The 25,049-nt window shown below is 64.0% G+C and carries 25 protein-coding genes; 12 read left to right on the top strand and 13 right to left on the bottom strand.

What is annotated here, in order from left to right:
• Positions 1-4: 4 nt before the first annotated feature.
• Together HL657_RS01175 and HL657_RS01170 are read right to left on the bottom strand one after the other, a co-directional pair.
• Entirely contained in the window at positions 5-1,720 is a 1,716-nt protein-coding gene (locus HL657_RS01175; RefSeq protein ID WP_317295026.1) for a ferrous iron transporter B, read from the bottom strand.
• Positions 1,717-1,950 (bottom strand): FeoA family protein, encoded by a 234-nt coding sequence (locus tag HL657_RS01170; RefSeq protein WP_048113041.1) that lies wholly within the window; start codon positions 1,948-1,950, stop codon positions 1,717-1,719. The genes HL657_RS01175 and HL657_RS01170 overlap by 4 nt, the downstream gene beginning before the upstream one ends.
• A gap of 171 nt (positions 1,951-2,121) precedes the next feature.
• Between HL657_RS01170 and HL657_RS01165 the strand changes: the two genes are divergently transcribed.
• The 3 genes from HL657_RS01165 to HL657_RS01155 are packed head-to-tail and all read left to right on the top strand — an operon-like array spanning position 2,122 to position 3,932.
• A complete protein-coding gene (locus HL657_RS01165; RefSeq protein ID WP_317295025.1) occupies positions 2,122-3,048 on the top strand; it encodes an ROK family protein in 927 nt (308 codons plus the stop codon).
• A gap of 9 nt (positions 3,049-3,057) precedes the next feature.
• Entirely contained in the window at positions 3,058-3,567 is a 510-nt protein-coding gene (locus HL657_RS01160; protein WP_317295024.1) for a dual specificity protein phosphatase family protein, read from the top strand.
• On the top strand, positions 3,564-3,932 hold the full coding sequence (locus tag HL657_RS01155; protein WP_317295023.1) for a YigZ family protein: 369 nt from the start codon (positions 3,564-3,566) through the stop codon (positions 3,930-3,932). Before HL657_RS01160 ends, HL657_RS01155 begins: the two co-directional genes overlap by 4 nt.
• Here HL657_RS01155 and HL657_RS01150 read toward each other — a convergent pair.
• The 3 genes from HL657_RS01150 to HL657_RS01140 form a co-directional block, all read right to left on the bottom strand.
• Positions 3,922-4,314 carry a hypothetical protein gene (locus tag HL657_RS01150; RefSeq protein WP_317295022.1) on the bottom strand — a complete coding sequence of 131 codons (393 nt, stop codon included), beginning with the start codon at positions 4,312-4,314 and terminating at the stop codon, positions 3,922-3,924. The genes HL657_RS01155 and HL657_RS01150 overlap by 11 nt on opposite strands.
• 73 nt (positions 4,315-4,387) lie before the next feature.
• Positions 4,388-5,800 carry a hypothetical protein gene (locus tag HL657_RS01145; protein ID WP_317295021.1) on the bottom strand — a complete coding sequence of 471 codons (1,413 nt, stop codon included), beginning with the start codon at positions 5,798-5,800 and terminating at the stop codon, positions 4,388-4,390.
• Positions 5,787-6,503, bottom strand: coding sequence for an ABC transporter ATP-binding protein (locus tag HL657_RS01140; protein WP_317295607.1), 717 nt, complete (start codon positions 6,501-6,503; stop codon positions 5,787-5,789). The genes HL657_RS01145 and HL657_RS01140 overlap by 14 nt, the downstream gene beginning before the upstream one ends.
• Positions 6,504-6,850: 347 nt before the next feature.
• On the opposite strand from HL657_RS01140, the gene glgP reads away from it, so the two are divergent.
• From glgP to HL657_RS01125, 3 genes are all read left to right on the top strand, one after another.
• Positions 6,851-9,064, top strand: coding sequence for an alpha-glucan family phosphorylase (gene glgP / locus HL657_RS01135; RefSeq protein WP_317295020.1), 2,214 nt, complete (start codon positions 6,851-6,853; stop codon positions 9,062-9,064).
• Positions 9,065-9,253: 189 nt separating this feature from the next.
• Positions 9,254-10,213, top strand: coding sequence for a hypothetical protein (locus HL657_RS01130; protein ID WP_317295019.1), 960 nt, complete (start codon positions 9,254-9,256; stop codon positions 10,211-10,213).
• A gap of 1 nt (position 10,214) precedes the next feature.
• A complete protein-coding gene (locus HL657_RS01125) occupies positions 10,215-10,832 on the top strand; it encodes a hypothetical protein (protein WP_317295018.1) in 618 nt (205 codons plus the stop codon).
• On the opposite strand, the gene HL657_RS01120 is transcribed toward HL657_RS01125, so the two are convergent.
• From HL657_RS01120 to HL657_RS01110, 3 genes are all read right to left on the bottom strand, one after another.
• The gene (locus HL657_RS01120; protein ID WP_317295017.1) at positions 10,829-11,500 is read right to left on the bottom strand and encodes a hypothetical protein; all 672 of its coding nucleotides are present in this window, start codon (positions 11,498-11,500) and stop codon (positions 10,829-10,831) included. The genes HL657_RS01125 and HL657_RS01120 overlap by 4 nt on opposite strands.
• Positions 11,501-11,592: 92 nt before the next feature.
• Positions 11,593-12,093 carry a HEAT repeat domain-containing protein gene (locus tag HL657_RS01115; RefSeq protein ID WP_317295016.1) on the bottom strand — a complete coding sequence of 167 codons (501 nt, stop codon included), beginning with the start codon at positions 12,091-12,093 and terminating at the stop codon, positions 11,593-11,595.
• Between the two features lie 235 nt (positions 12,094-12,328).
• On the bottom strand, positions 12,329-14,149 hold the full coding sequence (locus HL657_RS01110) for a PAS domain S-box protein (protein ID WP_394804636.1): 1,821 nt from the start codon (positions 14,147-14,149) through the stop codon (positions 12,329-12,331).
• Between the two features lie 265 nt (positions 14,150-14,414).
• On the opposite strand from HL657_RS01110, the gene HL657_RS01105 reads away from it, so the two are divergent.
• The gene (locus HL657_RS01105; RefSeq protein ID WP_317295014.1) at positions 14,415-15,152 is read left to right on the top strand and encodes an SAM-dependent methyltransferase; all 738 of its coding nucleotides are present in this window, start codon (positions 14,415-14,417) and stop codon (positions 15,150-15,152) included.
• Between the two features lie 75 nt (positions 15,153-15,227).
• Positions 15,228-15,920, top strand: coding sequence for a DUF72 domain-containing protein (locus HL657_RS01100; protein ID WP_317295013.1), 693 nt, complete (start codon positions 15,228-15,230; stop codon positions 15,918-15,920).
• Positions 15,921-16,188: 268 nt separating this feature from the next.
• Here HL657_RS01100 and larC read toward each other — a convergent pair whose 3' ends face one another.
• Complete coding sequence (gene larC, locus HL657_RS01095) at positions 16,189-16,533, bottom strand: nickel insertion protein (RefSeq protein ID WP_317295606.1); 345 nt, start codon at positions 16,531-16,533, stop codon at positions 16,189-16,191.
• A gap of 166 nt (positions 16,534-16,699) precedes the next feature.
• Positions 16,700-17,191 (bottom strand): DUF367 family protein, encoded by a 492-nt coding sequence (locus HL657_RS01090; protein ID WP_317295012.1) that lies wholly within the window; start codon positions 17,189-17,191, stop codon positions 16,700-16,702.
• Between the two features lie 35 nt (positions 17,192-17,226).
• Here HL657_RS01090 and HL657_RS01085 point away from each other — a divergent pair, with 35 nt between their 5' ends.
• Positions 17,227-18,066, top strand: a complete 840-nt coding sequence (locus HL657_RS01085; protein ID WP_317295011.1) for a nucleoside 2-deoxyribosyltransferase — start codon at positions 17,227-17,229, stop codon at positions 18,064-18,066.
• Here HL657_RS01085 and HL657_RS01080 read toward each other — a convergent pair.
• The 3 genes from HL657_RS01080 to HL657_RS01070 are packed head-to-tail and all read right to left on the bottom strand — an operon-like array spanning position 18,058 to position 20,215.
• Entirely contained in the window at positions 18,058-18,465 is a 408-nt protein-coding gene (locus HL657_RS01080; RefSeq protein WP_317295010.1) for an ATP-binding protein, read from the bottom strand. The genes HL657_RS01085 and HL657_RS01080 overlap by 9 nt on opposite strands.
• A complete protein-coding gene (locus HL657_RS01075; RefSeq protein WP_317295009.1) occupies positions 18,465-19,832 on the bottom strand; it encodes a PP2C family protein-serine/threonine phosphatase in 1,368 nt (455 codons plus the stop codon). The genes HL657_RS01080 and HL657_RS01075 overlap by 1 nt, the downstream gene beginning before the upstream one ends.
• Positions 19,833-19,858: 26 nt before the next feature.
• A complete protein-coding gene (locus HL657_RS01070) occupies positions 19,859-20,215 on the bottom strand; it encodes an STAS domain-containing protein (protein ID WP_317295008.1) in 357 nt (118 codons plus the stop codon).
• 619 nt (positions 20,216-20,834) lie between these two features.
• Between HL657_RS01070 and HL657_RS01065 the strand changes: the two genes are divergently transcribed.
• The 3 genes from HL657_RS01065 (at position 20,835) to HL657_RS01055 (ending at position 25,039) form a co-directional block, all read left to right on the top strand.
• A complete protein-coding gene (locus tag HL657_RS01065) occupies positions 20,835-22,511 on the top strand; it encodes a PAS domain S-box protein (RefSeq protein ID WP_317295007.1) in 1,677 nt (558 codons plus the stop codon).
• A 122-nt stretch (positions 22,512-22,633) separates the two neighbouring features.
• The gene (locus HL657_RS01060) at positions 22,634-23,209 is read left to right on the top strand and encodes a LemA family protein (protein ID WP_394804640.1); all 576 of its coding nucleotides are present in this window, start codon (positions 22,634-22,636) and stop codon (positions 23,207-23,209) included.
• A 6-nt stretch (positions 23,210-23,215) separates the two neighbouring features.
• Positions 23,216-25,039, top strand: coding sequence for a DUF2207 domain-containing protein (locus HL657_RS01055; RefSeq protein ID WP_317295005.1), 1,824 nt, complete (start codon positions 23,216-23,218; stop codon positions 25,037-25,039).
• Positions 25,040-25,049 lie beyond the last annotated feature (10 nt).

The raw sequence follows: 25,049 nt of genomic DNA, 5'->3' as shown, positions 1-25,049 counted from the left end.
CTTCCTAAAACCCGATCAGGATCACCCGCAGCGCGCCCCCGACGAGGAGCGCCGTCGTCACCATCACGCCTGCTGCGGCGAGCATCCCACGCGCCCCGAGTTCACGGAGAAGCACCACGAACGTCGCCACGCACGGGAAGTAGATCGTGAGCATCGTCACCGCGATCACGAGCTGTTCCGGGCTCATCCCGAGCGGCACCAGCATCCCCACCGCGAGATCCTTTCTGAGGAACCCGACGAGGAGCGCGACGGCTGCTCCGGCAGGGAGACCGAGCCAGGTTTCCATCACCGGGGCGAAGGCGGCCGCGAGCAGGTCGAGGAACCCGACCGAATAGAGCAGGTTGACGACCAGAATACCGAGGAAGAGGTAGGGGATCGCCTCGCCGACGAAGCCCCGCACCCGCATCCAGGTCTTTGTAGCGGTCGCCCGGAGATCCGGCGCCCGGTAGGGCGGGATCTCCAGGAATATCTCCGGGCACTCGCCCGGCACGACCCGGTTCAGGATCAGGCCCGCAACGACGTAGACGAGCGCGAGGGTCGCAAAGACCATCACCACGTACTGGAGGCCGAACGGCCCGAGAACCCCGAAGACCATCGCGATCTGCGCCATACACGGTATCGCAAGCGACATGAGGGTGGCGGCGATGAACCGTTGCTTCTTCGTCTCCAGCACCCGGGTGGCGAGCGCCCCCGGCACGTTGCACCCGAACCCGAGGAAGACCGGGATGATGCCGTAGCCGTGCATCCCGAGCCGGTGGAAGAAGGTGTCGGCCAGCGTCGCGAGCCTGGGGAGGTAGCCGGTGTCCTCGAGGATCGAGAGGATGAGGTAGAATGCCACGATGTAGGGAAGGATCATGGCGAACGGGACAAAGAGTCCGGTGGTGAGGAGTCCCATCGACTCGACGTAATCGATCTCGCCCCCGATGAGCCGTCCGATCAGGATATCGTGCAGGATCCCGGGGCCGAGGAGTTCGCTCGCCCTCATGACGATTGGGGTGTAGAGGTCGAAGAGCGGCTCGAAGACGAACGATATGAGCCCTTCGCCGATCCACCTGACCGCCAGGAACGCGGCGGCGATGACCGCGAGGGCTATGAAGATACCGCTGGTCGGCCGGATGCTCGCCTCCGCGAGCCGGTCGGCGAGGGTGTGGTGCCGGTGGGCGATCTTCTGCACCTCCCCGGTGATCCGGCCGACCGCCACCCACCGCTCCTCCTCGCTCATGGGCTGTATCGTCGCCGAGGGACGTGCCTCGCCGAGCCGTTCCACGAGTTCCCGGATCCCCTCCCCGGAAAGCCCCACGGTCGGGACGACCGGCACCCCGAGGAGTTCCTCGAGCCCGTCGACGTCGATCGTGATCCCCTGGTGCCCGGCCTCGTCCCAGAGGTTGAGCGCGACGGCCGCCGGAACCCCGCGCTCCAGGGTCTCGAGGGTCAGGTAGAGGTTCCTCTCCAGGTTGGTCGCATCGACGACGTTGACGACAACGTCGGCCTCTCCGAGGATCTCCGCGGCAACTTCTTCGGCCGGGTTCGTGGGGGTGAGGGAGTAGGTGCCGGGTGCGTCGATCACCTCTGCAGGGCCGTCCGGAAGACGCGTCTTCCCGCGGGAGACATCGACGGTGGTCCCGGCGTAATTCGAGGTGATGACCCGGGTGCCGGTCAGCCGCGAGAAGATCCCACTCTTCCCGACGTTCGGGTTGCCCATCAGGACGACGGTCTTCATGCGGCAACGTCCACGACGACTCTTACGGCCATTCCCCTGCCGAGCGTCACTTCCCGGCCGTCCACTTCGATCACCACCGGGCCGCCGAGGGGGTGGCGGGTGACGACAGTGAGGTTCTTGCCTTCCCTGATTCCGATGGTTCTGAGTTTCCGGACAAAGCCCGGATTCCCGATAAATCGGGCGATGGTTCCCTGCATGCCCGGTTCCAGATCAAGCAACGTTTTTTCCATGGTGATCATTTTTAGGTATACCTAAATCTTGGGTGCGGGAGGTAGATATACCTTGCTTCCGTAGCCGTGGGCTGTGTCCCGGCTCCGCCGTCCCGTGCGGAAGCAAGGTTTATCCGGGTGGTTCACGTAATCCGAGAAGAGAAGCACCTGCTACCCAGAGGAGTGACCCATATGCCGACCGTGATTGCCGTTGACCTCGGCGGAACCAACCTCCGCGCCGCCCTGGTAGGCTCCGACGCGACCCTGCTCGCCCACGACGCCGTCCCGACGCCGACTGCAGGAGCATCCGGGGAGGTGATCACCACCGCGATCGCCGCCCGGGTGGAAGCCCTCCTCGCGTCGCCGCAGGGGCGGGAAGCCGCGGCCATCGGCGTCGCGTCGGCCGGTCCGCTGGACCCCGGCCGCGGGTGGGTCGTTGGCTCCCCGAACATCGCGTTCCCGGTCGTGGAGATCGTCGAGCCGCTCCGGGAGCGGTTCGGGCTTCCGGTCGCCCTGATCAACGACGCCCGGGCCGGCGTTCTCGGCGAACGGTGGGCGGGCGCCGCCCGCGGCTCCGACAATGTCGTCTACGTCACCCTTTCGACCGGCATCGGCGGCGGCGCGGTGGTGAACGGTCGCCTGCTCCTCGGGATGAGCGGGAACGCCGGGGAGATCGGGCATATCCCCGTCGATACCCGCTACAACCTCGTCTGCGGGTGCGGGTTTGCCGGCCACTGGGAGGCCTACGCCTCTGCAAAGAACATCCCCGGGTTCTTCGCGGCGTGGCGGGAAGCGGCCGACGTCTGGGATATAGCCTTCGACCCCTCCTCCACCCGCGCAATCTTCGAGGCGGCCAGGGCGGAGGACCCCGTTGCCCTCGCCTTCATGGAGGCGCTCGGGGAGATGAACGCCCGCGGGGTCTCGGCGGTCATCGTCGCCTACAACCCCGAGGTGATCGTCTTCGACGGCCCGCTCGCCCGTTACTATGGAGATATCGTGATTCGGCAGATGGAACCGTTCATCGACCGCTATCTCGCCCTTCCCCGGCTTGCCGTATCGGATCTTGCGGGACAGGCGCCGCTTCTCGGGGCGGCGGCATACGCGCTCGAGGCGCGGTGAGGGGGGCATATGATCGAGATCTACCAGAACCTGTATATCGGGACACAGGAGGACTACGAGGTTGCGGTGGAGGCGCACGAGACCTGGTGCGTGGTGCACGCCTGCCGGAGCCCCTACCACTGCCTGGCGGTCACCTACTCGCCCCTTGGCATGGTGCCGCCGGATCACCCTGAGCACCTGGTCGCCCGGCGGGGGAACCGACTGATGCTCAACCTGGTCGATGTGAGGGACCCCGGCGACGTCCCGAAGGCGGCCATCGATGCCGCTCTCGCCTTCATCGACCGGTGTCTTTCGGAGGGGCGGCAGGTGCTGGTCCACTGCGGTTTCGGCGTCTCCCGGTCGGCGGCGATCGGGCTCCTCTACCTCGCGGCCTACACCGATGTCCTGCCGAGGGCGAGGTTTGCCGACGCCGAGGAGGCTTACCGTAAGATATACCCACCCTACAAACCCGGCCGGGGGATCCGGGGATTCCTCGAGGCGCACTGGGACGAGTACGCAAGGAGTCGGGTGGCGGCGTGACCGCAGAACCCCTCGGCGCCGCCGCGATCGAGGTCCGGCGATCGCGGTTCTACGCTCACCTCTACCGGTTCGAAGGATCGGAGGACGCCGCGGGGGTTCTCGCCGGCCACCGTGAGGCCTACCGGAAGGCCGCTCACCACTGCGCCGCCCTCCGGTGCGGAACACTGGAGGAGTTCAAGAATGACGGCGAGGTCGGCCGGCCGGGAAGGATCCTCCTCGACCTGCTCCGCAAGCACGGCCTCGGGAGCCACGCGCTGGTGGTCTCGAGGATCTTCGGCGGAGTCCTCCTCGGTCCGGGGAACGTCGGGCGGGCGTTCCGTGATGCCGGGGAGGCGGCGATCCGCGAGGCAGGGGTTACCCGGTGACGGGAACCTGCCGGCGGGCGGCCGGGATACCCGCGGGAAGGATTGCCGAGACGGGGGCAAACGCGGCCGTCCGGGCAAGAACGGTCCGGAGCGCCGCGGCCGGCACCGTGTAGCGCTCCCCGGTGACGAGCTTGAAGACGACCGCCTTCCCCGTCCGCGACCGCTCCGCGCGGCCGACCGTATCCCCGAGAACCGGACCCCAGTCGTCGTGAAGCAGCCTGATTCGGGCGGGTCGCCGGCCGCCGAGCGCCTGCTGGAGTTCGCCGACCCCGATCCCGAACCGCCTGCCGTCGAGGGTGATCTCGACGATCCGGCAGGGTCTCCCCTCCTCGTCGGCCGCGGCGCACCTGCTGTTCTGGAGGTAGCCTGCTCTCTGTAGCATACTCCCCGGGTCTCCCGCAGGGGTTTAAAAGCCGCGCCGCGCGGGGGGTGAAAGTGAAAGGTGCGGTGGGGTTTTAGTACCCCGGCATCTCCCATGCCTGCCACCTGGTCCGCCCGCGGGCGAGGAGAAGCGCCGCCGGCAGGATGAGGAAGAGGCTTAAGGCCGCGTATCCCGGGTCGAGGATCGAGGCGAAGATGAGGAGCAGGAGCGCCGGGCTTATCGCGAGGAGGTAGCGGAGGAAGACCCCCGCGGAGTAGAGCATCACGTTCGGGTGGAGCCCCGTGAGGTAGACCGTCACCGCGAGGGTGTAGGCCGAGACCGAGGCGAACGCGGCAAGTGCCGGGAGGAACGTCCCCATCCCGCCGGAGGTCGCCGCCGCGAGCACGAGCACTCCGAGCGGGAGGAGGTTTGCGAGGGCGTAGCTCTTCAGTTTCGCGTCGATCACCTCCGAGACCTCCACCGGCAGGAAGGCGTAGGAGGTGAAGGAGTCGAACTCGGTCAGCCAGTTGTAGATGGTGGCTGATATCACCCCGAGCAGAACCGCGAAGACCACCAGCGGGTCGATCCCCGGGATGAACCGGATCAGGACCCTCAGGCAGACCCAGACGAGGCCGAGGGGGAGGAGGAACGAGAAGATCACCTTCCCGGCACCGCCTTCGCTCCGGAGGAGGTCGAGGGCGTCCTTCGCGATGAAGTGGGCGCTCCCGAGGGTGCCGACTCTCTCCGCGAGGGGATCGAGACGGTTGTTAAACCGCTTCGTCCGGTCCGGGTAGTCGACGGTGACGAAGAGCACCGAGGCGGCTGCCGGGACCAGGATGAGCAGGAGCGAGATCGCGAGCGGTTCCACCGCGGGGTCGAGGAAGAAGGCGTACGGGGGGAGGGCGGCGGAGACGGTGATCGTCCCGAGGCGGAACGCCGCAAGCGCGATCACCGCGAGCACCGCGACGGTTCCGGCAAGGAGCGCGGCAGAGCGTGCGTAGAGGGTCGAGAGGAAGCAGACGGCGGAGAGGCCGAGGAGGAAGGCGAGCGCGAGCGAGACGAACGCGAGGACTGCCAGACCCGGATCGAGGCCGATGAACGGCGTCGCCGCGGCAAACCCGGCCGCGAAGGGGAGGACGTAGAGCAGGATGTAGTAGACGGTATCCTTCACGAGAAACGCGCCGAATATCCGCCGCTCGGAGACCGGGAGACTCCGGGAAGCGTAGGCAATCAGGCTCGCCTGCCCGAACCGCCGGTTCATGAACTCGCGGCCCATGAGGCCGAACGATCCCACCATCACGCCCATGAGCAGGAAGAGAGCGTGCGCGAGGAGCGCGACCACGTCGTAGGGAAATACGTCTGCAAAGAGCGGGAGGGTGAGCGACCCGAGAAGGGCAAAGACCGCGATGACCGCCGGGAAGAGGGCGAACCCGAGGCTCCCGAAGATTGTCGAGTGCATCCGCCACTCTTCCTTCATCATCGCGCAGAAGAGGTCAGGCACCGGCATCACCCTTGACCAGGTCGAGGAAGAAAGACTCGAGGTGCCGGCCCGATCCGACGAGGTCTCCGACCGGGCCGCAGTGAAGGATCCTGCCGTTGTGGATGACCCCGATACGGTCGCAGATCTCTTCGGCGATCTCGAGGATGTGAGTGGAGAAGAAGACGGTCCCGCCGCCCTGGACATACTCGCGCAGGAAGTCTTTGACCGTCCGCTGCATGATGGGGTCCAGGTTGATCAGCGGCTCGTCGATGAGGGCGAGCTCTGGTTCGTGGAGGAACGCCTGCGCAAACATCAGTTTCTGCCGGGTGCCCCGCGAGAGGTCCTTGCAGAGGACGTCCCGCTTGTCACCAAACTCCAGCAGGTCGAACCAGCGGTCGCACCGCTCGTCAACCGAATCGAGGTTGCGGATGCTGGCCACGAAGCGGAGGTACTCCTCCGCGGTGAGGAAACTCGGCGGCGTCTCCTGTTCGGGGATGATCCCGACAAGCCCCCGGACCCCGATGGGATCCTTCGCTACGTCGAGCCCCATCACCCGGGCCGACCCGGAGGTCGGCGGAATCTGCCCGGTCAGCATCCGGATCATCGTCGTCTTCCCCGAGCCGTTCGGCCCGAGCAGGCCGAAGAGTTCCCCTTCCGCAACGGAGAACGATACCCTGTTCACCGCGGTGACGTTGCCGTAGTTCTTCGTGAGTTCGGTTGCCTCTATCATCTGCCGCACGCGAGACACGCTCCTTTGGGTTCTTCTTGAAGGAACATCGGCAAGAGGTGCATATAATAACTTTCCATCTGCGTTTGCCGTCCTGACGCCGTATCCGTAAAAAGAACCACTACGAGCATGTTGTTCTTCCGGTATCATCGCCAAAGGCCGTGAGAAACGATCCGCCAACCGTCGTACACCTCCCGCTCCCTGCTCGCGCCCGGCGCCTTTGCAGTGTCTGGGAAGACCGAGAGATCCGGAAGTTCACGGGGCTCGAAGAGCGGCGGTGAGCCGGTTCCCGTCCGGCTGTCCCCGGTGACAGAAGCACTTATCAGGTGCAACAGGTAATGCCCGTCGCGATGAAGACGGAGATTCCCTACGACCGGTTCGCCCACGTTCCTGAACGGATCTTCGGGCTGGTCGACCTCGCGTACAACCTCTGGTGGAGCTGGCACTCCTCGGCGAGCGTGCTCTTCAAGATGCTGAACCGGGCGGAGTGGAAGATGAGCCGCCACAATCCGGTCAGGATGCTTCTCGATACCCCGCCGCGGTTCTTCGAGCGGGCGGCAGCGAACCCGGAGTACCTCCGCCGCTACGACATCATCATGCACCGGTTCCGGGAGTATATGGTGCCGGGAACGAGCTGGTTTGCGCAGCACTATCCCTCACGGACGCCGCTGACGATCGCCTACCTCTCGAGCGAATTCGGGCTGCACCACTCGCTCCCGTTCTACGCGGGCGGGCTCGGCATCCTCGCGGGCGACCACGTCAAGGCGTCGAGCGATCTCGGCGTGCCGACGGTCGCCGTCGGGTTCATGTACGCCGAAGGCTATCTCCACCAGCATATCGAGGGGAACGGGTGGCAGAAGAACGTCGCGGAGATCCTGGACCGCGACGCCGCCCCGGTTCTCCGGGTGCTCAGCGACGACGGGAAGCAGATCGTGGTGCAGGTGCCCTTGATCGAACCGCCGATCTACGTCGCGGTCTGGAAGGTGCAGGTGGGACGGGTCCCCCTCTACCTCCTCGACACCCATATCGACAGGAACCTCCCCGAGAACCGGAGCATCTCCCACCGCCTTTACTTAAAAGAGCTCGAGTGCCGGCTCCGGCAGGAACTGGTGCTCGGCATCGGCGGAAGGAAGGTTCTCCGTACCCTCGGCGTGGAGTACTCGGCGATGCACTTGAACGAAGGGCATTCTGCGTTTTCCATACTCGAACGGCTCCGGGAGCGGCTCAGTGCGGGGATGCCGCCCGACGAGGCGCTCGAGCGGGTCCGGGGCACCTCGGTCTTCACCACCCATACCCCTGTGGCGGCCGCCCACGACGTCTTCCCCGAGGATCTGATGGCGAAGTACTTCCGGAATTACTGCGCGTCGCTCGATCTGACCTGGGACGAGTTCATGGCGCTCGGCGACGATCCCCACAACCCGGGCGCCGGGTTCAACATGACCGCTTTTGCCCTTCGGATGAGCCGGTTCCACAACGGCGTCTCACAGAGGCACGGGGAGGTCGCCCGGGAGATGTGGCAGCCTCTCTGGCCAGACCTCGCCCCTGAGGAGGTGCCGATCGACGCTATCACAAACGGCGTTCACGTGCCGACGTGGCTGAATCACCGTATCGAGGCGCTCATCGACCGACACATGGACCCGGTCTACCCGAACTGGCGGGAGGATTACGACAACCCCATCATCTGGGAGGTGGTCGACGAGATCCCGGACGAAGAGCTCTGGCGCGAGCACCAGTGGCTGAAGATGAAGCTCTTTTCCCGGATCCGGGACCGGAAACGCCGCAAATGGGCGAACCTTCGCGACGAACCTGCAAATCTCGCGGCCGAGGGGCTCATGCTCGACACCTCGGCGCTGACGATCGGGTTCGCCCGCCGGTTTGCCGAGTACAAGCGGGCGGACCTGATTTTTGAGGATCTGGACCGGCTTGATCGGATCGTGAACAACCGCTGGAGGCCGGTGCAGTTCATCTTCGCCGGGAAGGCCCACCCGGCCGACGATCGGGGTAAGCGGATCCTGCAAAGGATCTACCAGTATTCGCAGGATCCCCGGTTCGGCGGCCGGATCGCGTTTGTCGAGGACTACGGCGAGCAGCTTGCGCGTTACATGGTCCACGGCGTCGACGTCTGGATGAACACCCCCGTCCCGCTCATGGAGGCGAGCGGCACGAGCGGTATGAAGGCGGGGATGAACGGGGCGCTGAACCTCTCGGTCCTCGACGGCTGGTGGGTCGAGGGCTACAACGGCAGGAACGGCTGGGGTTTCGAGGGTCGCGCTCCCACCGCGGAGGGTCATCAGCCGGATGCGGAGACGCTTTACGACCTCATCGAGAACGAGATTGCGCCGCTCTACTTCTCACGGACGATGGACGACGTCCCCCACAAGTGGGTCCGGATGATGAAGGAGTCGATAAAGAGCATCGCCCCCCAGTACTGCTCTCTCCGGATGCTCAAGGAGTACGTCACCAGGTATTATCCTTCGGTCTGCAGGTATGCGGCCGAGCCGGGAGAGCAGCTGGCCGGGCTCGAGGGGGTCTGCCCCCCCGGCCCTGCGCCCAGGATGAGGTGATACGGAAGCCGGCGCAAAGCGAAGAGGGGTGTCTCTCCCGCTGACCGGTTCCGGCAGGAAGATCCCCCCGTTCGCATTTTATTCTCATATTAACCCTTTTTGGCGTGATCCGAAACCTGAGCACAACAGTTAACGTTTTTTAACGGTAGATAGCAAACATCTCCACCGGAGGCCATTGTTGGTTCTGCTATGGAGTGGAAGGACGTTCTCCCGGTTCTCGTGGGCGGGCTCGTGATCCTGGTCGTCGCCCTCGTAGTGAAACCCGCCCTTCTCGGGGAGCCGATCGGCTTTGCCTCCTCCGGATCGGTGCCGGCCGGCGACCCGCCCGTATACGTCCCGCCCGCCCCGGTACCGACGGCGACCCCTTTCCCGGATGACGGTGAGGCCTACACCCGGAGTTTCCGCTGGACGGCGATCGACGGCGGCGTCCGGACGACGGAGGTCCGTGTCCCGGAGGCGCTCTTCCTCACGCACCGGGGGACCTCGCGGTTCAGCGACTATAATTCCTGGGGGAGGTATGCGCTTGCGGACGCCGACCGGCCGCTCCTCGAGGATCTTGCCCACCGGATCGCGCCCCCGGCCGCCAACCCGGACGAGGGCTACTTCCGGCTGATGAACCTCGTCTTCTTTGTCCAGCAGATCCCCTACGATAGGGACGATAACACGACCTCTTACATCGAGGGCGTCCTCCCCAGTCACGCCATGTACGTAAAAGACGGCGTTGAGTATCCGAAATACTCCGTCGAGACGCTCGTGGACGGGCGGGGGGACTGTGAGGATGCGGCCATCCTGATGGGGGGGCTCCTCGACGCTCTCGGCTATGATACAGTGCTGCTCCGATACTCGGATCACATGGCCCTCGGCATCCGGATGAACGAGTTCAATCCCTACTACGCGAAGTATACGCCGAGACACTTCATGTATGGGGGGCAGCACTATTACTACGTCGAGGGGACGGATTTTGATTGGGGGAACATCTCGGTCGGCTCGACGGCGATCTGGGGGAGACCGCACCCCATCGGGGACACTTCCGGCACGGGTATCCCGAGCGTGCAGTCGGAGACCCCGCAGATCATCCCGCTCCGCTACGTCCCCGAGCCGGGGGAGTACCAGATCCGTCCCGTCCGTCTGCCGGCGGGGGGAGCGTGAGATGGATCCCGACACCCCCGAACCGTCCGGCCTGAGGATCCCGGATCTGAAGATCCCGGGACTGCTGAAGTTGACCGCCGATCGGAGGAAGGCCCTTGCCACCGCCGCGGCGGCTGTTGTTGCGATAGCGGTTCTTCTGGTCGGAGGGATGGTCTTTGTGAGTTTTCATGAAGGCCAGCAGGTTGCGGCGTTCAACAGCCACGTCTCGGCATCGGAGGCCGACCTCTTCCTGGTCTCCGGGAAGATCACCTCGCATATGCGCACCCCCACAAACGATCTTTCGGTTGCCGAATGCGACGCTCATGTGCGGGAGTTCGCAGCAATCGCGAACTACGGCAGGGCCGTTACGGCCTACCACCGCCGGATCGTCGCGGTCGATGCCGTCCCGGAAGCCTACGCCGGAGCGCAGTCGGCCTACGTCCGGGCGCTCGACAACCTGAATCGTGCGTTCACGTTCTGGTCGTCGGCCGCGAGCGCTTACGAGGTGCGGGATTACAATGCGGCAAACCGGAACATCGCAGAAGCGGATAAGGCATGGCAGGAGTACAACGCCGCGATCACCGATTATGACCGCGAACTCCGCGTCGTAGAAGAGGGGCCGGAAGTGCCTCCTGCCTAGACAAGGTATTTCTCCGGAACCCTGATGGTGATGGTGAGCGACTTCAGCGACTCCGAGCGGATGATGAAGTAATAATCGTCGTACCCTTCCCGGATGATGAACGTCTCTGCCTTCACTATAGGCTTCCTTTCTGAACGGTTCGTTGTTGAGGTGTTCCCATAATGGAGTATATCACCCCGGAAATACCGGATCTCCTTGACGACCCGGTTCGGGTCGTCAGGATCGCGGATCTCTATCACGAGCGACGGGCAATCATTCATCGGCATTACGCTCACGTTGATGGCCCAGTAGGGAAAGGGGATGTGGTAGACCTCGGTGGCGAGAACGCGGGGGGGATGCTCGCAGGCCACCTCTGCGTAGTCCACCAATTTCTCGGAGATTCGAATGTCTTGTGGCGGTTTCGTCATCGCTATCGTGGGCGTCGGGGTCGGGATATGGTAGGTCGCGGGGTCGACGAACCCCACGCTCTGCGGCTGCTCCGCCCCACGGGCAGGCACGGGCGGCGTGGGAGCCGGCTGGGTCCCTCCCACCGTCTGCGCCTCTGCCGGCGCCGGTGTCGGGTTGAACGTGGCCGGTTGCGCATCCATGGTATCTTCCGGCGCCGTGCAGCCTCCGGCGACGGTGGCCGCCGTCAGAAGGATCAGGAGCAGGATGTGGCGCCCGTACATAGTCTTCTCTTTTGAATGGACCGTATTAGTAATTACGCATCTGCAGCGTCCCAGGAAGCAGTTAAAACCGTGTATGTTCCGGGGGCGTGGATTCACGTCCCCTCAAAGGCCTCCATGGCGAAGCCTGCGAACTTCTCGTCCGACTGCTCGAACGCTTTCTTTACCTCGGCTACGCCGGCCGGATCACTCAGTTTCAGCAGGGCCGCAGCGGTCAGGGCCCGGCAGCACTCGGACTGGCTGGTCCGGAGGGTGCCGACCAGCGGGTCGACCGCCCGGGGATCGCCTATCTCGGCAAGCGCCCAGATTGCCGGGTTCTTGATATCGTCGTCCGCGACGAGCACGACCCCGACGAGCGGCTCCACCGCTTCAGCCCCGGCCCGGGCGAGTGCCATCGCCACGGTCCAGCGTGTGTCACTGTCGACGCTGAGCAGGGCCTGCACCAGCGGCCCGACCGCCGGAGCCCCGATGGCCCCGAGGGCGCTGACGGCCCGCAGGCTGGTGTAGGTGTCGGCGTTGAGCATGACGTGCATCAACTCCTGGACCTGTGCCGTGTCCCCCTCCTTTACTTCTCTCCTCTCGATGGTCTTTTGCATCTTTGCACCTCCTGGCACGAACGCATGATGCAGTCGGGTTACAATAAACCTTTACAAACCAAAATCGCCGTGCAGTACTGCGAAACGGCATTGCCGGGCATAGATTTTTACACCCCTCTCGGGTGGTCGGCAAAAGATCCGCCTGTCCCGAAGGGACATGCGTCGCCACTCGCACCTGCGGTGCTCCAGCTCCGGCCCTTCGGCCTGTCGCTGCTTGAAAACGCTTCGCGTTTTCTCAAGCTCCGTTCCTTCGGAACGTCGCTGCCGCCATCATCCCGAGCACCCTGCCGTCTTCGGCCACGATCGGCGTCCCGAGGAGGTCTGTCCGGAACGCCGCACCATCACTCTGGATGCCGGTCTGCTCGCCGTGCCAGGACCCGCCGTCGATGACCGTCCGGACGATACCCCGGATCTCATCAGGACGCTCCCAGAACCGGGAGAAGTGCGATTCCTGCACCTCTTCCGCGGTTGGGTAGCCCCAGAGGGCCAGGAAAGCGGCGTTCGCGTAGGTCACCACCCCGCCCGGGTCGAGGATCGCGACCGCCCGGCGGGTGGAGGCTATTGCACGGTCCTTGAGAAGCATCTCCTGCTCCCGCCGCCGCAGGTCGGCGATATCCGCGACGAGGATCCGGTAGGCCCGCGCCTCTTCGGTGATATCCTCGCAGTTGACATACTGTGTCCCGTCGCAGAGGGTGACGGCGCGGGCGAGGACCGTCTTCCTCGACCCGTCCCGGGACCGGACCGTGAGCGTCCGGGGCCTGATCTGGCCCGAAACCGATCGCTCGAGATCCGACCGCCAGGCACTGAAGGCTTCCTGCCGGGCCGCTTCGTCCGGGAAGATCAGCCGGGTCCACTCCGCGACCGTCGGTGCATCGTCCGGCCCGTAGCCGAAGATCTCCACGAACCTCCGGTTAGCGTAGATGAACCGCCCGTCCCGGTCGATGAGGGCGACGCCACAGGGGGACGAATCGACCATGGTCCGGAACCGCACCTCGCTCCGCCGGAGCCGCCCGGCGGTCTGCCGCCGGGCGAGGGCGATCGAGGCCTGCCGGATGAACGACTCGATTGTCTCGCGGTTTTCAAGTTCCCTTCCCGGGTGGAGGAAGATGCCGGTGATGCCGAAGAGCTGCTCGCGCCAGACCAGCCCCATAATGCATAGTTTCGCAATATTGAACCGGGTGAGAAACTCCTCGCAGACCTCTTCTGGGAACGCCTCAAAGCAGAGGTCGTAGAACGACCACGAGGATGGTTCGGGGCGGAGAACGAATTCCTGGAGGCCGCGCAGCGACCCGGGGGTCTGGTGATAGGGGGCGTCGAAGACCCGGGCGACCGGGAGGACCAGGCCGATGGGGTCCCGTCCCAGGAGTTCGGTGAGCGCATCCCGGAACCCCTCTCCGGCGACTACCCGGACGACGAACCGGTGGCTGGCCTCGTCCCAGGAGAAGAGGTAAGCATACGCTCCCGGGACGAGTTCCATGAGCCGGTCGACGATGTACTGGTATATGTCATCCACCGGCGGCAGGTCGACGAGGTCCATTGCCGTCCGGGCGAGGAATGACGTGTTGCTGATGTAGTGCTTCCGCTCGGTGATATCTTCGAGCACGATCGTGCACCCTTTCTCCCCGCCCTCAAACGTCGTCGGGATCGCCTGCATCTGGTAGAAGAACTCTCTGCTGTCATCCCGCCGGTAGCAGATATCGGTGATCACCTGCTCCTGCTCGAGCCCCTCGACGACGGCGAGGGCTTCGGGGGAAGAGACGACGGGGAGGCCGGCCTCACGCAGATTTCGACCTACAATCTCTTCTTTGTTTCGCCCAAACCGCGCAAGACACCGGTCGTTGGCCTGGACGATGGTGAGGTCGGCATCAAGAATCAGGATCAGGTTCTTTGTGAAACAGAGAAATGCTGATATGGGTATGCGTTGCGCAAGAGAATAGACCTTGGCGTTGCCGACGAGCCGCCCCTCGACATGGCCTTCCGCCTGCATCACCTCAAGGTACTTCGAGACCGAGTTCCGGTTTGCGCCGAGGGCTCTCGCGAGTTCGGTGATCGTCATGCCCTTTGGCCGGAACTTGAGGGTTCGCAAAACCCTTCCCGGGATGTCCTGCTCGGGCGGCACACAGCGTCAGTGCTTAACTCTTCAGCAATGGTATATATAGCATTCCCCTTTCGCGCCAGGGCTCCCTCCCCGGCGAACCTCTCCTGCGAGGTGCCGGCGCTTCCAGAACCGAACAGCAGTAAGGGTCTCCTGGTATGCGGTGATTTATAGAAGGTCACGGCGTACCCTCTAGAGTAGGCCGGCGCCTGGAGGACCACCGATCATGGATATGAACGAACTCGTCAGTATATCACAGGGAACGCTCGCGATCATGAACCCCACGACGCCTGAGAAGGTGCTCGCCGCCGGACGGGCGGCGGGGCTCCGGGAGGGTTCCCGGGTCGTGGAGATCGGATGCGGGAACGGGACGATCCTCGCTCTCTGGGGGCGCGAATATGGGATATCGGGCCTCGGCGTCGAGGCCCGTGAGGATGCCTGCAGCCGGGCGGAAGAGACGTTCCGGGCGGCGGGGCTCGGCGGCCGGCTGGCCGTCCGGTGCATGGACGCCCGCAGTTACGTCCCCGGCGGGCCGTTCGACTGCGCCGCGTCGATCGGGGCGTCGCATATCCGGGGCGGGTTTGCGGCGACCATCGACGCGCTCCTCGATCTCGTCCACGATGAGGGGACCATCGTCATCGGCGACCGCTGCTGGCGGTCCGACCGCACCCCGCCCGAGTTTGCCCGGGAGTGGCCCGATGTCCTGACCGAGTACGAGATCCTCGGTGTCGCGCGGGAGGCCGGACTCGACGTCGCCGCAGTCATCCGGTCGGGCGCGGACGACTGGGACCGCTACGAGTCGGGGATCTGGCAGTCGGTCATCTCCTGGCTTGGCAGCCATCCCGATCACCCCGACCGCGACTTTATGATCGACTACCTCCACCGCCTCCAGGACGAGTACTTCGGCTACGGCCGCGAGCACATGGGCTGGGCGCTCTTCGTCCTGGTACCCGGGTTTTATTAGGCGGTTCAGGCTTCCCGGGGCACCTCCGGTTGCGGCCGGAAAGATTGTATTGCCCGCCCACCGAAGGGCCCCGGCATGGAAGTCCATGTCGGCACGAGCGGCTGGTCATACGCGTGGAACCGGGGGAGGAGCCTTGTGTGGTTTGTCGAGCACTCCGGTCTTGACGCCATCGAACTGAACGCGAGTTTCTACGGGTTCCCGTCGGAGAAATCCGTTCGTTCATGGGCCGCTGCGGGGTCAGGGCTGCGGTGGAGCGTCAAGGTGAACCGGTCGATCACCCACCGGCACCGGTTCAACGAGAAGGCCATCCCCGTATGGGAACGGTTCCTGGAGAGGTTCCTCCCGCTCGAAAATCTCGTCGACTTCTACCTCTTTCAGGCCCCGCCGACGTTCGGGGACGTCGATCGCATCATCGCTTTTCTCGAGGCGATCGATCTTGAGACGCGGTGTGCCGTGGAGGTTCGCAATCCTGCGGTGCTCGGCGACGACGAGGCGTGCCGGAGGCTGCAGGAAACGGCCGTCCTGGTCTCGGTCGACTCGCCTGATTTTTGGGAGCGGATATTTTCCGGCGACGTCGTCTACCTCAGGATGCACGGGAGGGAAGGCTGGTACCGGCACGACTATACGGAGAATGAACTCGCCGGTGTTCGGGATCGGATCGCCGGTATCGGCCCGGAACGGGCGTATATCTTCTTCAACAACGATCATGCCATGCTCGAGGATGCGAGAGCCATGGCGCGCCTCTTCGGGCGGCAGCCACCCGTCTGACGGCAGGAAACGATTGTCTTCTCTTTATGGCGTCATTTTCTCGTTTATTTCAATTCAGGAGCCGTGACGCAACAATAGTACGGGAAAATACCAGGCCTTTTGAAAGTTGTTCGGCAAATTGGGGCAAAAAAGGGGATTGATGGACGATATGAAATAGAATCGTATAAATATCGCATGCATCATCTAATATCTTGGGGAACTATTACCCCGGTGACATGAGAGAACTGTAGACGCGAGTGGGACACTTCCTACGGGGGAGTGTCCGCACTCACTCGTCGCGTGCGGCGTTTGCCGCGTTTGGGCGGTCTGGTGGGCATCCACCCCCTGCACCCCCTCTAATGGTGGCACGCTCTCTTTTCCATTCCGATATGCGTAGCCTGACCTCCTCGTCCACGAACCGGAGAGGAATGCCCTGTTCCCGCGCGATCGCGGAGAGGTCGTCGTACTCGGGTTTCTCTGCGATCAGACGGCCGTTCACGGTAGAGGTCTTCACCCGGACGGGATACACCCTGCCGCCGAGGCTGACCGGCACCGTCTCCTTCTCCCGGGCGGCCACCACCTTCCGGAACTCGTACACCCGCACCCCGAGGGTCCCGGTCTCATCCATGAGGATCTGGATCAGGTGGTCTTAGTCGGGCTTGAACGTCACGGCGTGGGCCGCCGCAAGGAGCGCCCTCTCTCGTTCGGTATCCATGATCCGGTAACCTCCTGTTCCTGGACGCGGACTGGAGGCTCCAGACATAAAAACGTGCCGCCCGGGGAGGTGCCGGGGGTTCCGGTTACATATACAGCGCCTGGAGGGCGACGACCTCGGCGCTGTCCTTTGCCCGCGAATAGTCCTCGAGAGGGTCGGTGTTCACCTCGAGAAAGCGCAGCCCCCACCCGAACGGGGCAAGGATGTCATGTGCCTGCTCCTTCTCGCCGATGATGTAGAGCACCGCGGCCATCGCCTCCACCGAGGTGAGCCGGAACGGCCGGCCGAAGTTCACCGGGTTTGCGGCCACCAGGAAGGGGAGCGCCCGGCGGTTGCGCCAGGAGGCGACGGCCCCGGTATCGAGCACCTCCCAGGAGCAGTCGAGCGCCGTTATCGAGGGGAGGTGCCGGTCGGCGGGAGAGACCGCCTGCTGTGCGGTCGGGTCGAGGAGGAGGGTCGAGCGGGGGATCTTTGCGATGCTCGGGACGATCCGGAGAAGCCCGCGCCGGGCAAGTTTCTTCACCGTGCACTTCCGGGGGTCGCAGGTGTCGTCCCGGTAGGCGTAGAGCGGTATCATCTGCTTTGTTATGGTACGCCGTCGAGGTACTATCAATGTACGTGCTCATCGCCCCCTGCATCCGGAACCCCGCATGCCGCGCCCGCGGGATAACGACCGATGAGGACATTCGCTGCTTTAATCATGCCGTGGAGCGGTGTCGGCGCTTTTCGATTGAGATGGTCCCGCTCCCCTGCCCGGAGACGATCTACCTCGGCGCCGACCGGGAGCCGGGATCATATCTTGAGCGGCTTGCGACCGACGAGTTTGCCGCGCTCCTCGACCGGCTCGAATCAGAGGTCCGTGCCTTGATACGGGAGCGCGGGGAGCCACCGCTCGTGATCGTCGGGGTGGACTCCTCCCCGACCTGCGGGGTGAACGCCACCTACTACTCATCGGTAAAACAGCCCGGGCGCGGGGCGTTTCTCACCAGGTTCCCGGATATCCCGGCAATCGACGTGAAGGAGTTCGCCCGCTACCGGGTCTACCTCGCAGGCCCGCTCTTCTCGGAGGCTGAGAAGACCTACAACCTCGCACTCCGGGAACTTCTCGAAGCGCACCTCTTCGACGTCTACCTCCCCCAGGAAGTAGGGGACACGAGCCACACCCGGTGCCGGGAGGAGCACCGGGCCATCTTTGCGCAGCACACCGCGGCGCTCCAGGACGTCGATACCGTCGTCGCCGTCGTCGACGGCGCTGACGCCGATTCCGGGACATCCTGGGAGATGGGGTACGCGTATGCTCTCGGGAAGATGGTCGTCGCGCTCCGCACCGACTTCCGGGTCGTCGGCCACCACGAGCGGGTCAACCTGATGCTCGAGGAGTCCGCGGCCGTGGTCACGGCAAAAGAGGACCTTCCCCGGGCGCTCAGGTCGCCGCTTTTGGCTTCAGGGTGACGCCGGCCGCTTCTTCTCCATCGAGAGGACGTTCTTTCCGTCCTTGCGGGCGTAGGTTACGCTGTCCATCACCGTCCTGATGAAATGGATCCCGAGCCCCCCGATAGGCCGCTCTTCTGCGGGGACGTCGAGAGGCGGCGGCGGGGCGGTGAGCGGGTCGAAGGCAACGCCGTCGTCGATGATCGTCACCCGGACAGCGTCGTCGTCTGCGGTGCAGGCGATCGTGATCGTCCCGGCCTCCCCGCCATACCCGTAGAGAATGGTGTTGCTGCAGGCCTCGTCCACGGCGAGCTGGACCGCAAAAACGAGTTCGTCGCCGCACCCGGCGAGCGTCTCCGCGAGGAAATCGGCGATGTTTGCGAGTGCGCTGAGATCCGCCTGCACGGTGAGTTCCGCCATCAGACCACCCGGAGGACCATGAGGGTCAGGTCGTCGAATTGCGGCTCGTCTCCCGAGAATTCCATGACCGCGTCGCGGACCCGGTCGACGATCTCGGTCGAAGGCCGATCGAGGGAGCCAGTGACGGTCTCGATCAGCCGCTCTTCTCCGAACTGCTCTTCATCGGGGTTGATCGCCTCGGTGATGCCGTCGGTGTAGAGCAGAAGGAGGTCCCCGCTCTCGAGTGCGACGGTCTCCTCACCGTACTCGGCCTCCGGCATGACTCCGAGGATGATCCCGGTCCCCTTCAGTCTCACGGGCCGGCCGCCGCCCGACCGGAAGAGGAGGGGCGGGTTGTGCCCCGCGTTGACGTAGGTGAGTGTCTTGTTTGCCGGATCGGCGGCCGCGTAGAAGAGGGTGACGAACATCCCGGACTTCGCGTCCTCGGCTATCAGCATGTTGGCCTCCCGAATGGCATCGCGTGCGCTCCGCGGAACCAGCGAGTTCGCCCGCAGCACCGTCCGCGAGAGCGCCATGAAGAGCGCTGCCGGGACACCTTTTCCCGAGACGTCGGCGATGACGAAGGCGGTCCGGCCGCCGGGAAGAGGGATGGCGTCGTAGAAGTCACCGCCGACCTCCTTTGCCGGGACCGAGAGGGCGGCGAGTTCAAAGCCGGGAACCGCCGGCAGCCGTTCGGGGAGGAAACTCATCTGGATGTCGTGCGCGATCCGGAGTTCGGCCTTTTTGCGCTCGAGTTCGGAGAGGTAGGTATCCCGCTCCGCCTTTGTCTGCCGCTCGGTGATCAGGTTCCCGATGATGAACGCGAAGATGAAGACCCCGGTGGCGTTGGCGACGATCATCGGGAAGGCCACCCCTTCGACGACCTCCAGCGCCTGCTCAAATGGCCGGCAGAGGAGGAGGGTGAGCCCCATATGGGATGTCTCCATCCCGACGGCGAAGAGGACCGCGCCGTGCATCCCGATAAATTTCCGGCCCGCAGCAAGGAAGATCAGCCCTCCGAAGAGGCCCGCGAGGATGGTTGCGGTCGCGCACGGGACGGCGGTGAACCCTGCGAGAGAGAAGCGGTGCGCCGCGCCGATCAGCCCGGCGCCGAGCCCCACCACCGGGCCGCAGGCGAGCCCCCCGACCATGGGGCCGAGGTCGCGGACGTTCGCGGTGGCGCCGAGGATGGTGATGCCGCTCTCGGTGCCGTAGATAGAGAGGGCCCCAAACAGGAGGGCGAGTATCACCTGGCTCTTCCAGGTGAATATGCCGTCGAGCACCTGCGTGAACGACTTCGTCCGGGTGATCAGGTAGGCGACCACGATGATGACGCAGATCATCTGCAGGAGCACGAGGAACATATCGCCAAAGACAGAGAACGCCATGCCGATCTACCCTCTCGTAGTTCCGCTCAGGTCTCCGCCGCGAATTCGGCAAGCGCCGCCGTTTCGTCGGGGAAGAGGGAGAAGATCCGGTGAAACCCCGCCATGGTGAAGACCTCGAGGATCTGCGGTTGTGCGCAGGCTATCCTGAGCGTCCCGCCGTCCTTCTTCAATCGCTTCAACGCGGCAAGCAGCACCCGAAGGCCGGAACTACTGATGTAGTCGAGGTCGCAGAGGTTGACGAGGAGGATTCTCCCCCCGGCATCGAGCACCTGGTTGATCCGTTCTTCCGCCTTCTCCGAAGAGCCGGCGTCGAGCCTCCCTTTTATAGTAATGATATCGACGGCGCCCGCTCTTCTTTCGGTGATCTCAACATGCCCGCTCATCAAGCGAGTTTTCAATCTGATTGGTGATAGATGTTGCTTTCCGCTCCGAGCGTTTCTTACGAAGAGAGCAAAAAGCCCTGGCAGCGTTGTATATCCTCTCACGCGTGAGGTCATATCGCGCGCCCGGCAGGAACCACACCGTTGGCCTCTGTCGACAACCGGGTGGTATCTGGAGGTGGTTTGAAGCACTTCTGCGGCGTCGTCAAAAAAAGAGGGTGTATTGTTGGGTGTGTGATAACCATGCGGTGGCTGCGGGCAGTTCCGGAGCGGTTGTGCCGCCCGCCCGGGCCCCCATCCACCGTGCCGGTATGAGTGTTTAGAGAGGTGTGCCTGTGTACCGGGGGTTTCCCGGCGTGTTGTGACGTTGACGCAATCAGCGTGGTGAATGTTTTGTTCACCGTTCCCAGCCGTTCTTGTGCCGGTCCGAACCACATGTGCCAGTGCAGCCCGGTTTGTCGAGGAGATTCCCCATCTCCCGACTCTGGGGATCATACATTGATCTGTTCCATTTATATTGTTTTTGGTCAATGCTTTGCATTATGGTGTGGCGTTATGTGTGGCATCATAGCATGCGACACTGCAAAACCCTATATCCCCCGGCGCGAAACTCTGTTTGCACATGGATCCCACTACCGACGCACTCTCTCTCTTGCTTGGCGCCTTGAAAGAGCACCCGCGGGGCATGTCGGTCTCCGATCTTGCCGCCGCCGTCGGGATCAACCGGAACACCGTCTCCCGGTACCTCGACGTCCTTCTCGTATCGGGCCAGGTGGAGATGGAGACCTACGGGAAGGCCAAGGTCTTCTACCTCTCGCAGAGAGTTCCGATCGCCGCCATGCTCAACTTCTCGTCGGATCTTGTGCTGGTGCTCGACCGCGACCGCCGGATCGTCCAGGCAAACGATGCCGTCTGTACGTTTGCAGGGAGGGAACGCGATGAGATCATCGGGAACGATATCGAGACGTCGCCGCTTGCTGCGTTCGACCACCCGCTAATACGGAGCCGGATCACCGATGCCCTGAACGGCCGCGAGGTCACGGAGGAACTCCGGTTCCTGCGGCTCGATAAGGAGCTCTTCTTCCGGATCAAGTTCATCCCCACCGTCTTCAACGACGGGGCGCCGGGAGTCACCATCATCCTCGAGAACATCACCGAGGGGCGGCGGGCGGAGGAGGCCCTCCGCGAGAGCGAGATGCTCTTCCGGAACCTCGTCGAGAACATCAGCGACCTTATCCTGAACGTCAACGAGGCCTGCACGTTCACCTACGTCAGCCCCAAAAGCCAGGAGATTCTCGGCTACACACCCGAGGAGATGCTGCAAAAGACACCCTGTGACTTCATGCCCCCTGAGAAGGTGGACCGGGTCAGAGAGCAGTTTGCCGAACTCTTCGCCGACCCGAAACCGGGAGTTCTCTTTGAGTGGACGATGCTTCATAGGGATGGGAGCCCCGTCATCCTCGAGGTGAGCGGCACGCCGGTTTACGACATGATCGGCGACTTCACCGGCTACCGGGTGGTCTGCCGTGACGTCACCGAACGGGCGCATGCCGCAAAACGGGTGGCCCAGTGGAAGTCATTCCTCTACTCAGTTGTCAATAACATCCCGAGCATGGTCTTCGTCCGGGAGGTGGAGGAGAACACGTTCGTCTTCTCGAATAAGGCCGCCGAGACGTTCCTCGGGATGACACAGGAGGAGATGGGGGGAAAACGGGCCACGGATCTCTTCCCGCCGGAGATGGTGACATTCTTCGCCGACGGCGACCGGGACCTCCTGGAGCGAACGGTTGCTCTTGAGGAGAAGGCCCACCTCGCAAGCGGGCGGACCATCTCCATGAAGAAGATCCCGATCTTCAACTCCCGGGGTATGCTGAAGTACATGCTCGGGATCGCCGAGGACGTCACCGACCGCGCCGCCGCCGAGGACCTCCTGATTGCCGAGCGCGACCGGGCGCAGGGCTACCTGGAGGCGGCCGGCGTGATGATCGCGGTGATCGGGGCGGACGGCACCATCGACCTCGTCAACCGGAAGGGGAGCGAGATTCTCGGGTATACCGAGGGGGGCCTCGCCGGGAAGAATTGGTTTGGGACGGTCGTCCCGGAGCGCCTGCGCGACCGTCTTGCCCAGAACTTTCAGCGCCTCGTGGCCGGCCGGATCGAGCCGCCACCTTTCGAGGAGAGCCCGGTCGTCACCCGGGACGGCCGGGAGCGGCCGATGCTCTGGCACAACGCCCTCCTGCGCGACGCTGACGGCAACGTCGTGGCGATGGTAAGCTCCGGCGAGGAGATCGTGGAGTAGCCGGCCCGGGTCACGGCGATACAGAGATCCCCGGGGGATCCGGCCGTATCATCGCTTTGCTCTTCCTTTCTACGGTTTCGGGGGTAATCCCTTAAATACGCCGCAGGGCACATAGAGTAGTGGTGACAACGTTGGTGGACATCATCTCCCTTGTCCTTATCGTCGTCGTGGTGCTGATCGTCATCGGCATCGTCGCGGCCGGCGTAGGCATTTACAACCGGTTCTTCTCCCTCAAAAACTCCGCGGAAGCGACGGTCGGGCAGGTGAAGGTCGCGATGAAGAAGCGGCTGGACATGATCGAGCAGCTCCTCGGTGCGGTGAAGAGTTACGCGGCCTTCGAGAAGGAGACCCTGACCGAGGTGACCGCGATGCGGTCACGCATCGGCAACGCCGGCCCGGGCGACCTGAACGAGCTCGAACGCGAGTCCCGGTCGGTCCTCGGGCGGCTGCTCGCCGTCGCTGAGAACTACCCCGACCTCAAGACCTCGCAGACGGTGCAGAACCTGATGGGCGCGGTCCAGGGTGTCGAGGACGAGATCGCCCGGCACCGCTACACCTACAACAACATCGCCCAGCAGTACAACACCATGACCGATACGATCCCCTCGAACCTGGTCGCCGGCGTCATGGGCTTTAAGAAGCTGGAGTACCTGGAGTTCGGTGAGGAGATCGAGCGGGTTCCGACGATAGCGTTCTGATGAAATATGCGCGTAACTGAACGGCAGCAGATTCTCGTCCTTGTTGCCATCACCCTGATCGTCGGGGTGATGGCGGTCGTCGGAGCGAACGCGCTCCCCGCCATCTTCCGGGGGAACCTGGACGTCGAGCAGTATGATGCCGTCTTCTACGAGAACGGGACCCTGGTCGAGCGCTATACCTACGACGTCCGTTCGGCTGGGGAGTACCGGATGCTCTTTCGCTACTGGGACGCGCCGCTCGCCTTCGCTTCCATCGACCGGCCGCATATCGAGTTTGTTGGGATGACCGCTCCGCCCGGAACCATCGGCTACGTCAAGGATCACCTGGGCGAGGTGCGGACGGCCGCCGGGACCGCGACCACCTCCGATCTCGCGGCGATCCAGAGCCTTGCGTTCGACGACGAGGTGGGCCTTTACAACCCTGACTACTTCGCCCCGGGCACCTATACGGTGGAGTACCGCTACATTGTCCGGCCGCCGATCGAGTATGACAGCCAGTGGGCGCACCTGAACCTGAAACTCGTGGACGAGCACGTCCCTTACCGCGACCTCCGGATAACCCTGCCGTTCTCCGGGCAGATCGAGGAGGTCTACACGCACCCCCCGACCCTCGAGATCGAGCCGGCGGGAGAGGCCGTCATCATCACGGGGAGCGCCCCCCAGGACGACGCGCTGAACGTCGAGATGATCCTCGACCCCGCGTTCATGGAAGGGATCGACGGATTCCCTGAGTTCGTCCCGGACGTGCAGCAGCAGGCGGCCGACGCCAACCGCTGGCCCCCGATCCTCTACGGCGCGGCAAGCGTTCTCTACGGCCTTGCGACCGCCCTTGTCCTCGCGATGCCGTTCATTCTCCTCGGCGTCTACCTCCGCTACGGCAGGGAGAAGCAGTTTACCGTGCCGGAGTACCTGAGTTTCACGCCGAATACCGCGCTCAAACCCTGGCAGGTGAACCTCCTCTTCAAGGGCGACGCCCTCGAGTTCGACGATAACGGGTTCTATGCGACGGTTCTCGATCTCCACCGGCAGAAAAAGATCGTGGTCGCCGAGAAACCGGACGGCGACGGTGTCACGGTCAGGATCGTCTCGGGGGAGTCGAGCGACCCCTACGAACAGCGGGTGCTCAATTTCCTCGCAAACATCGCCGACGACCATGTCGTGGACACCACCGGGCTTGAGAAGTTCGCCCAGACCGCCCGGCGGAGCCCTGGCTACCAGCACCGGATCCTGCAGTACCAGCAGTCGCTTGCCGCGCTGACCCGGGACGTGGATACCACCCTCGCACGGCGGTATGTGAAAGACGGCCGGACGATGATCCTCCCGCTCGTCTTCCTCGGCGCCATCCCCTGCGGGCTTGCGATTCTCGCGTTCATTCTCGCGCCCGGCGCGGCCTACCTCCTCATCCCGGCAGGCGTCCTCTCGTTCATCGTCGCAGTCCAGGTCGGGATCGCGGCCCTCTTCCCCTCGACGCTCTTTGGGTTCTGGAAGGGGGATCATTACAAGGAGAAACTCGAGTGGGACGCGTTCGCCTACTTCCTCTCGGACCTCGCCCTGATCCGGCAGTACTCCCCCGCAGACCTCTCGATGTGGGGGGAATGGCTGGTCTACGGGACAGCGCTCGGCCTTGGCGATAAGGTCGAGCAGGCGATGAAGAACCTGAACATCAACCTCCCGGACGTCGGGATGCCGCTCTACTCGAGGATGCCGGTGATCTTTGCCCCGATCGTCCTCTACTCTCCGCCGTCAAGCGGCGGCAAAGGAGGGTTCGGTGGCGGCGGGTCCTTCGGTGGTGGCGGCGGCTTTGGTGGCGGCGGCGTCGGGGGACGCTGACGCTCTCTTT

Origin of the sequence: Methanoculleus nereidis (assembly GCF_032944295.1) — an archaeon.
Taxonomy (GTDB): Archaea; Halobacteriota; Methanomicrobia; order Methanomicrobiales; family Methanoculleaceae; genus Methanoculleus; species Methanoculleus nereidis.
This window is presented reverse-complemented; position numbering and strand designations above follow the sequence as displayed.

Bases quoted from the DNA above. Each gene is read 5' to 3' on its own strand.
- HL657_RS01125 (WP_317295018.1), top strand. From the start codon at position 10,215: ATGGATCCCGACACCCCCGAACCGTCCGGCCTGAGGATCCCGGATCTG.
- HL657_RS01140 (WP_317295607.1), bottom strand. From the start codon at position 6,503: ATGATAGAGGCAACCGAACTCACGAAGAACTACGGCAACGTCACCGCG.
- HL657_RS01110 (WP_394804636.1), bottom strand. From the start codon at position 14,149: ATGACGATCACCGAACTCGCGAGAGCCCTCGGCGCAAACCGGAACTCG.
- HL657_RS01115 (WP_317295016.1), bottom strand. From the start codon at position 12,093: ATGCAAAAGACCATCGAGAGGAGAGAAGTAAAGGAGGGGGACACGGCA.
- HL657_RS01105 (WP_317295014.1), top strand. From the start codon at position 14,415: ATGGATATGAACGAACTCGTCAGTATATCACAGGGAACGCTCGCGATC.
- HL657_RS01100 (WP_317295013.1), top strand. From the start codon at position 15,228: ATGGAAGTCCATGTCGGCACGAGCGGCTGGTCATACGCGTGGAACCGG.
- HL657_RS01075 (WP_317295009.1), bottom strand. From the start codon at position 19,832: ATGGCGTTCTCTGTCTTTGGCGATATGTTCCTCGTGCTCCTGCAGATG.
- HL657_RS01130 (WP_317295019.1), top strand. From the start codon at position 9,254: ATGGAGTGGAAGGACGTTCTCCCGGTTCTCGTGGGCGGGCTCGTGATC.
- HL657_RS01080 (WP_317295010.1), bottom strand. From the start codon at position 18,465: ATGGCGGAACTCACCGTGCAGGCGGATCTCAGCGCACTCGCAAACATC.
- HL657_RS01150 (WP_317295022.1), bottom strand. From the start codon at position 4,314: ATGCTACAGAGAGCAGGCTACCTCCAGAACAGCAGGTGCGCCGCGGCC.
- HL657_RS01090 (WP_317295012.1), bottom strand. From the start codon at position 17,191: ATGATACCGCTCTACGCCTACCGGGACGACACCTGCGACCCCCGGAAG.
- HL657_RS01085 (WP_317295011.1), top strand. From the start codon at position 17,227: ATGTACGTGCTCATCGCCCCCTGCATCCGGAACCCCGCATGCCGCGCC.
- HL657_RS01120 (WP_317295017.1), bottom strand. From the start codon at position 11,500: ATGTACGGGCGCCACATCCTGCTCCTGATCCTTCTGACGGCGGCCACC.
- HL657_RS01170 (WP_048113041.1), bottom strand. From the start codon at position 1,950: ATGGAAAAAACGTTGCTTGATCTGGAACCGGGCATGCAGGGAACCATC.
- glgP (WP_317295020.1), top strand. From the start codon at position 6,851: ATGAAGACGGAGATTCCCTACGACCGGTTCGCCCACGTTCCTGAACGG.
- HL657_RS01070 (WP_317295008.1), bottom strand. From the start codon at position 20,215: ATGAGCGGGCATGTTGAGATCACCGAAAGAAGAGCGGGCGCCGTCGAT.
- HL657_RS01065 (WP_317295007.1), top strand. From the start codon at position 20,835: ATGGATCCCACTACCGACGCACTCTCTCTCTTGCTTGGCGCCTTGAAA.
- HL657_RS01175 (WP_317295026.1), bottom strand. From the start codon at position 1,720: ATGAAGACCGTCGTCCTGATGGGCAACCCGAACGTCGGGAAGAGTGGG.
- HL657_RS01055 (WP_317295005.1), top strand. From the start codon at position 23,216: ATGCGCGTAACTGAACGGCAGCAGATTCTCGTCCTTGTTGCCATCACC.
- HL657_RS01145 (WP_317295021.1), bottom strand. From the start codon at position 5,800: ATGCCGGTGCCTGACCTCTTCTGCGCGATGATGAAGGAAGAGTGGCGG.
- HL657_RS01165 (WP_317295025.1), top strand. From the start codon at position 2,122: ATGCCGACCGTGATTGCCGTTGACCTCGGCGGAACCAACCTCCGCGCC.
- HL657_RS01160 (WP_317295024.1), top strand. From the start codon at position 3,058: ATGATCGAGATCTACCAGAACCTGTATATCGGGACACAGGAGGACTAC.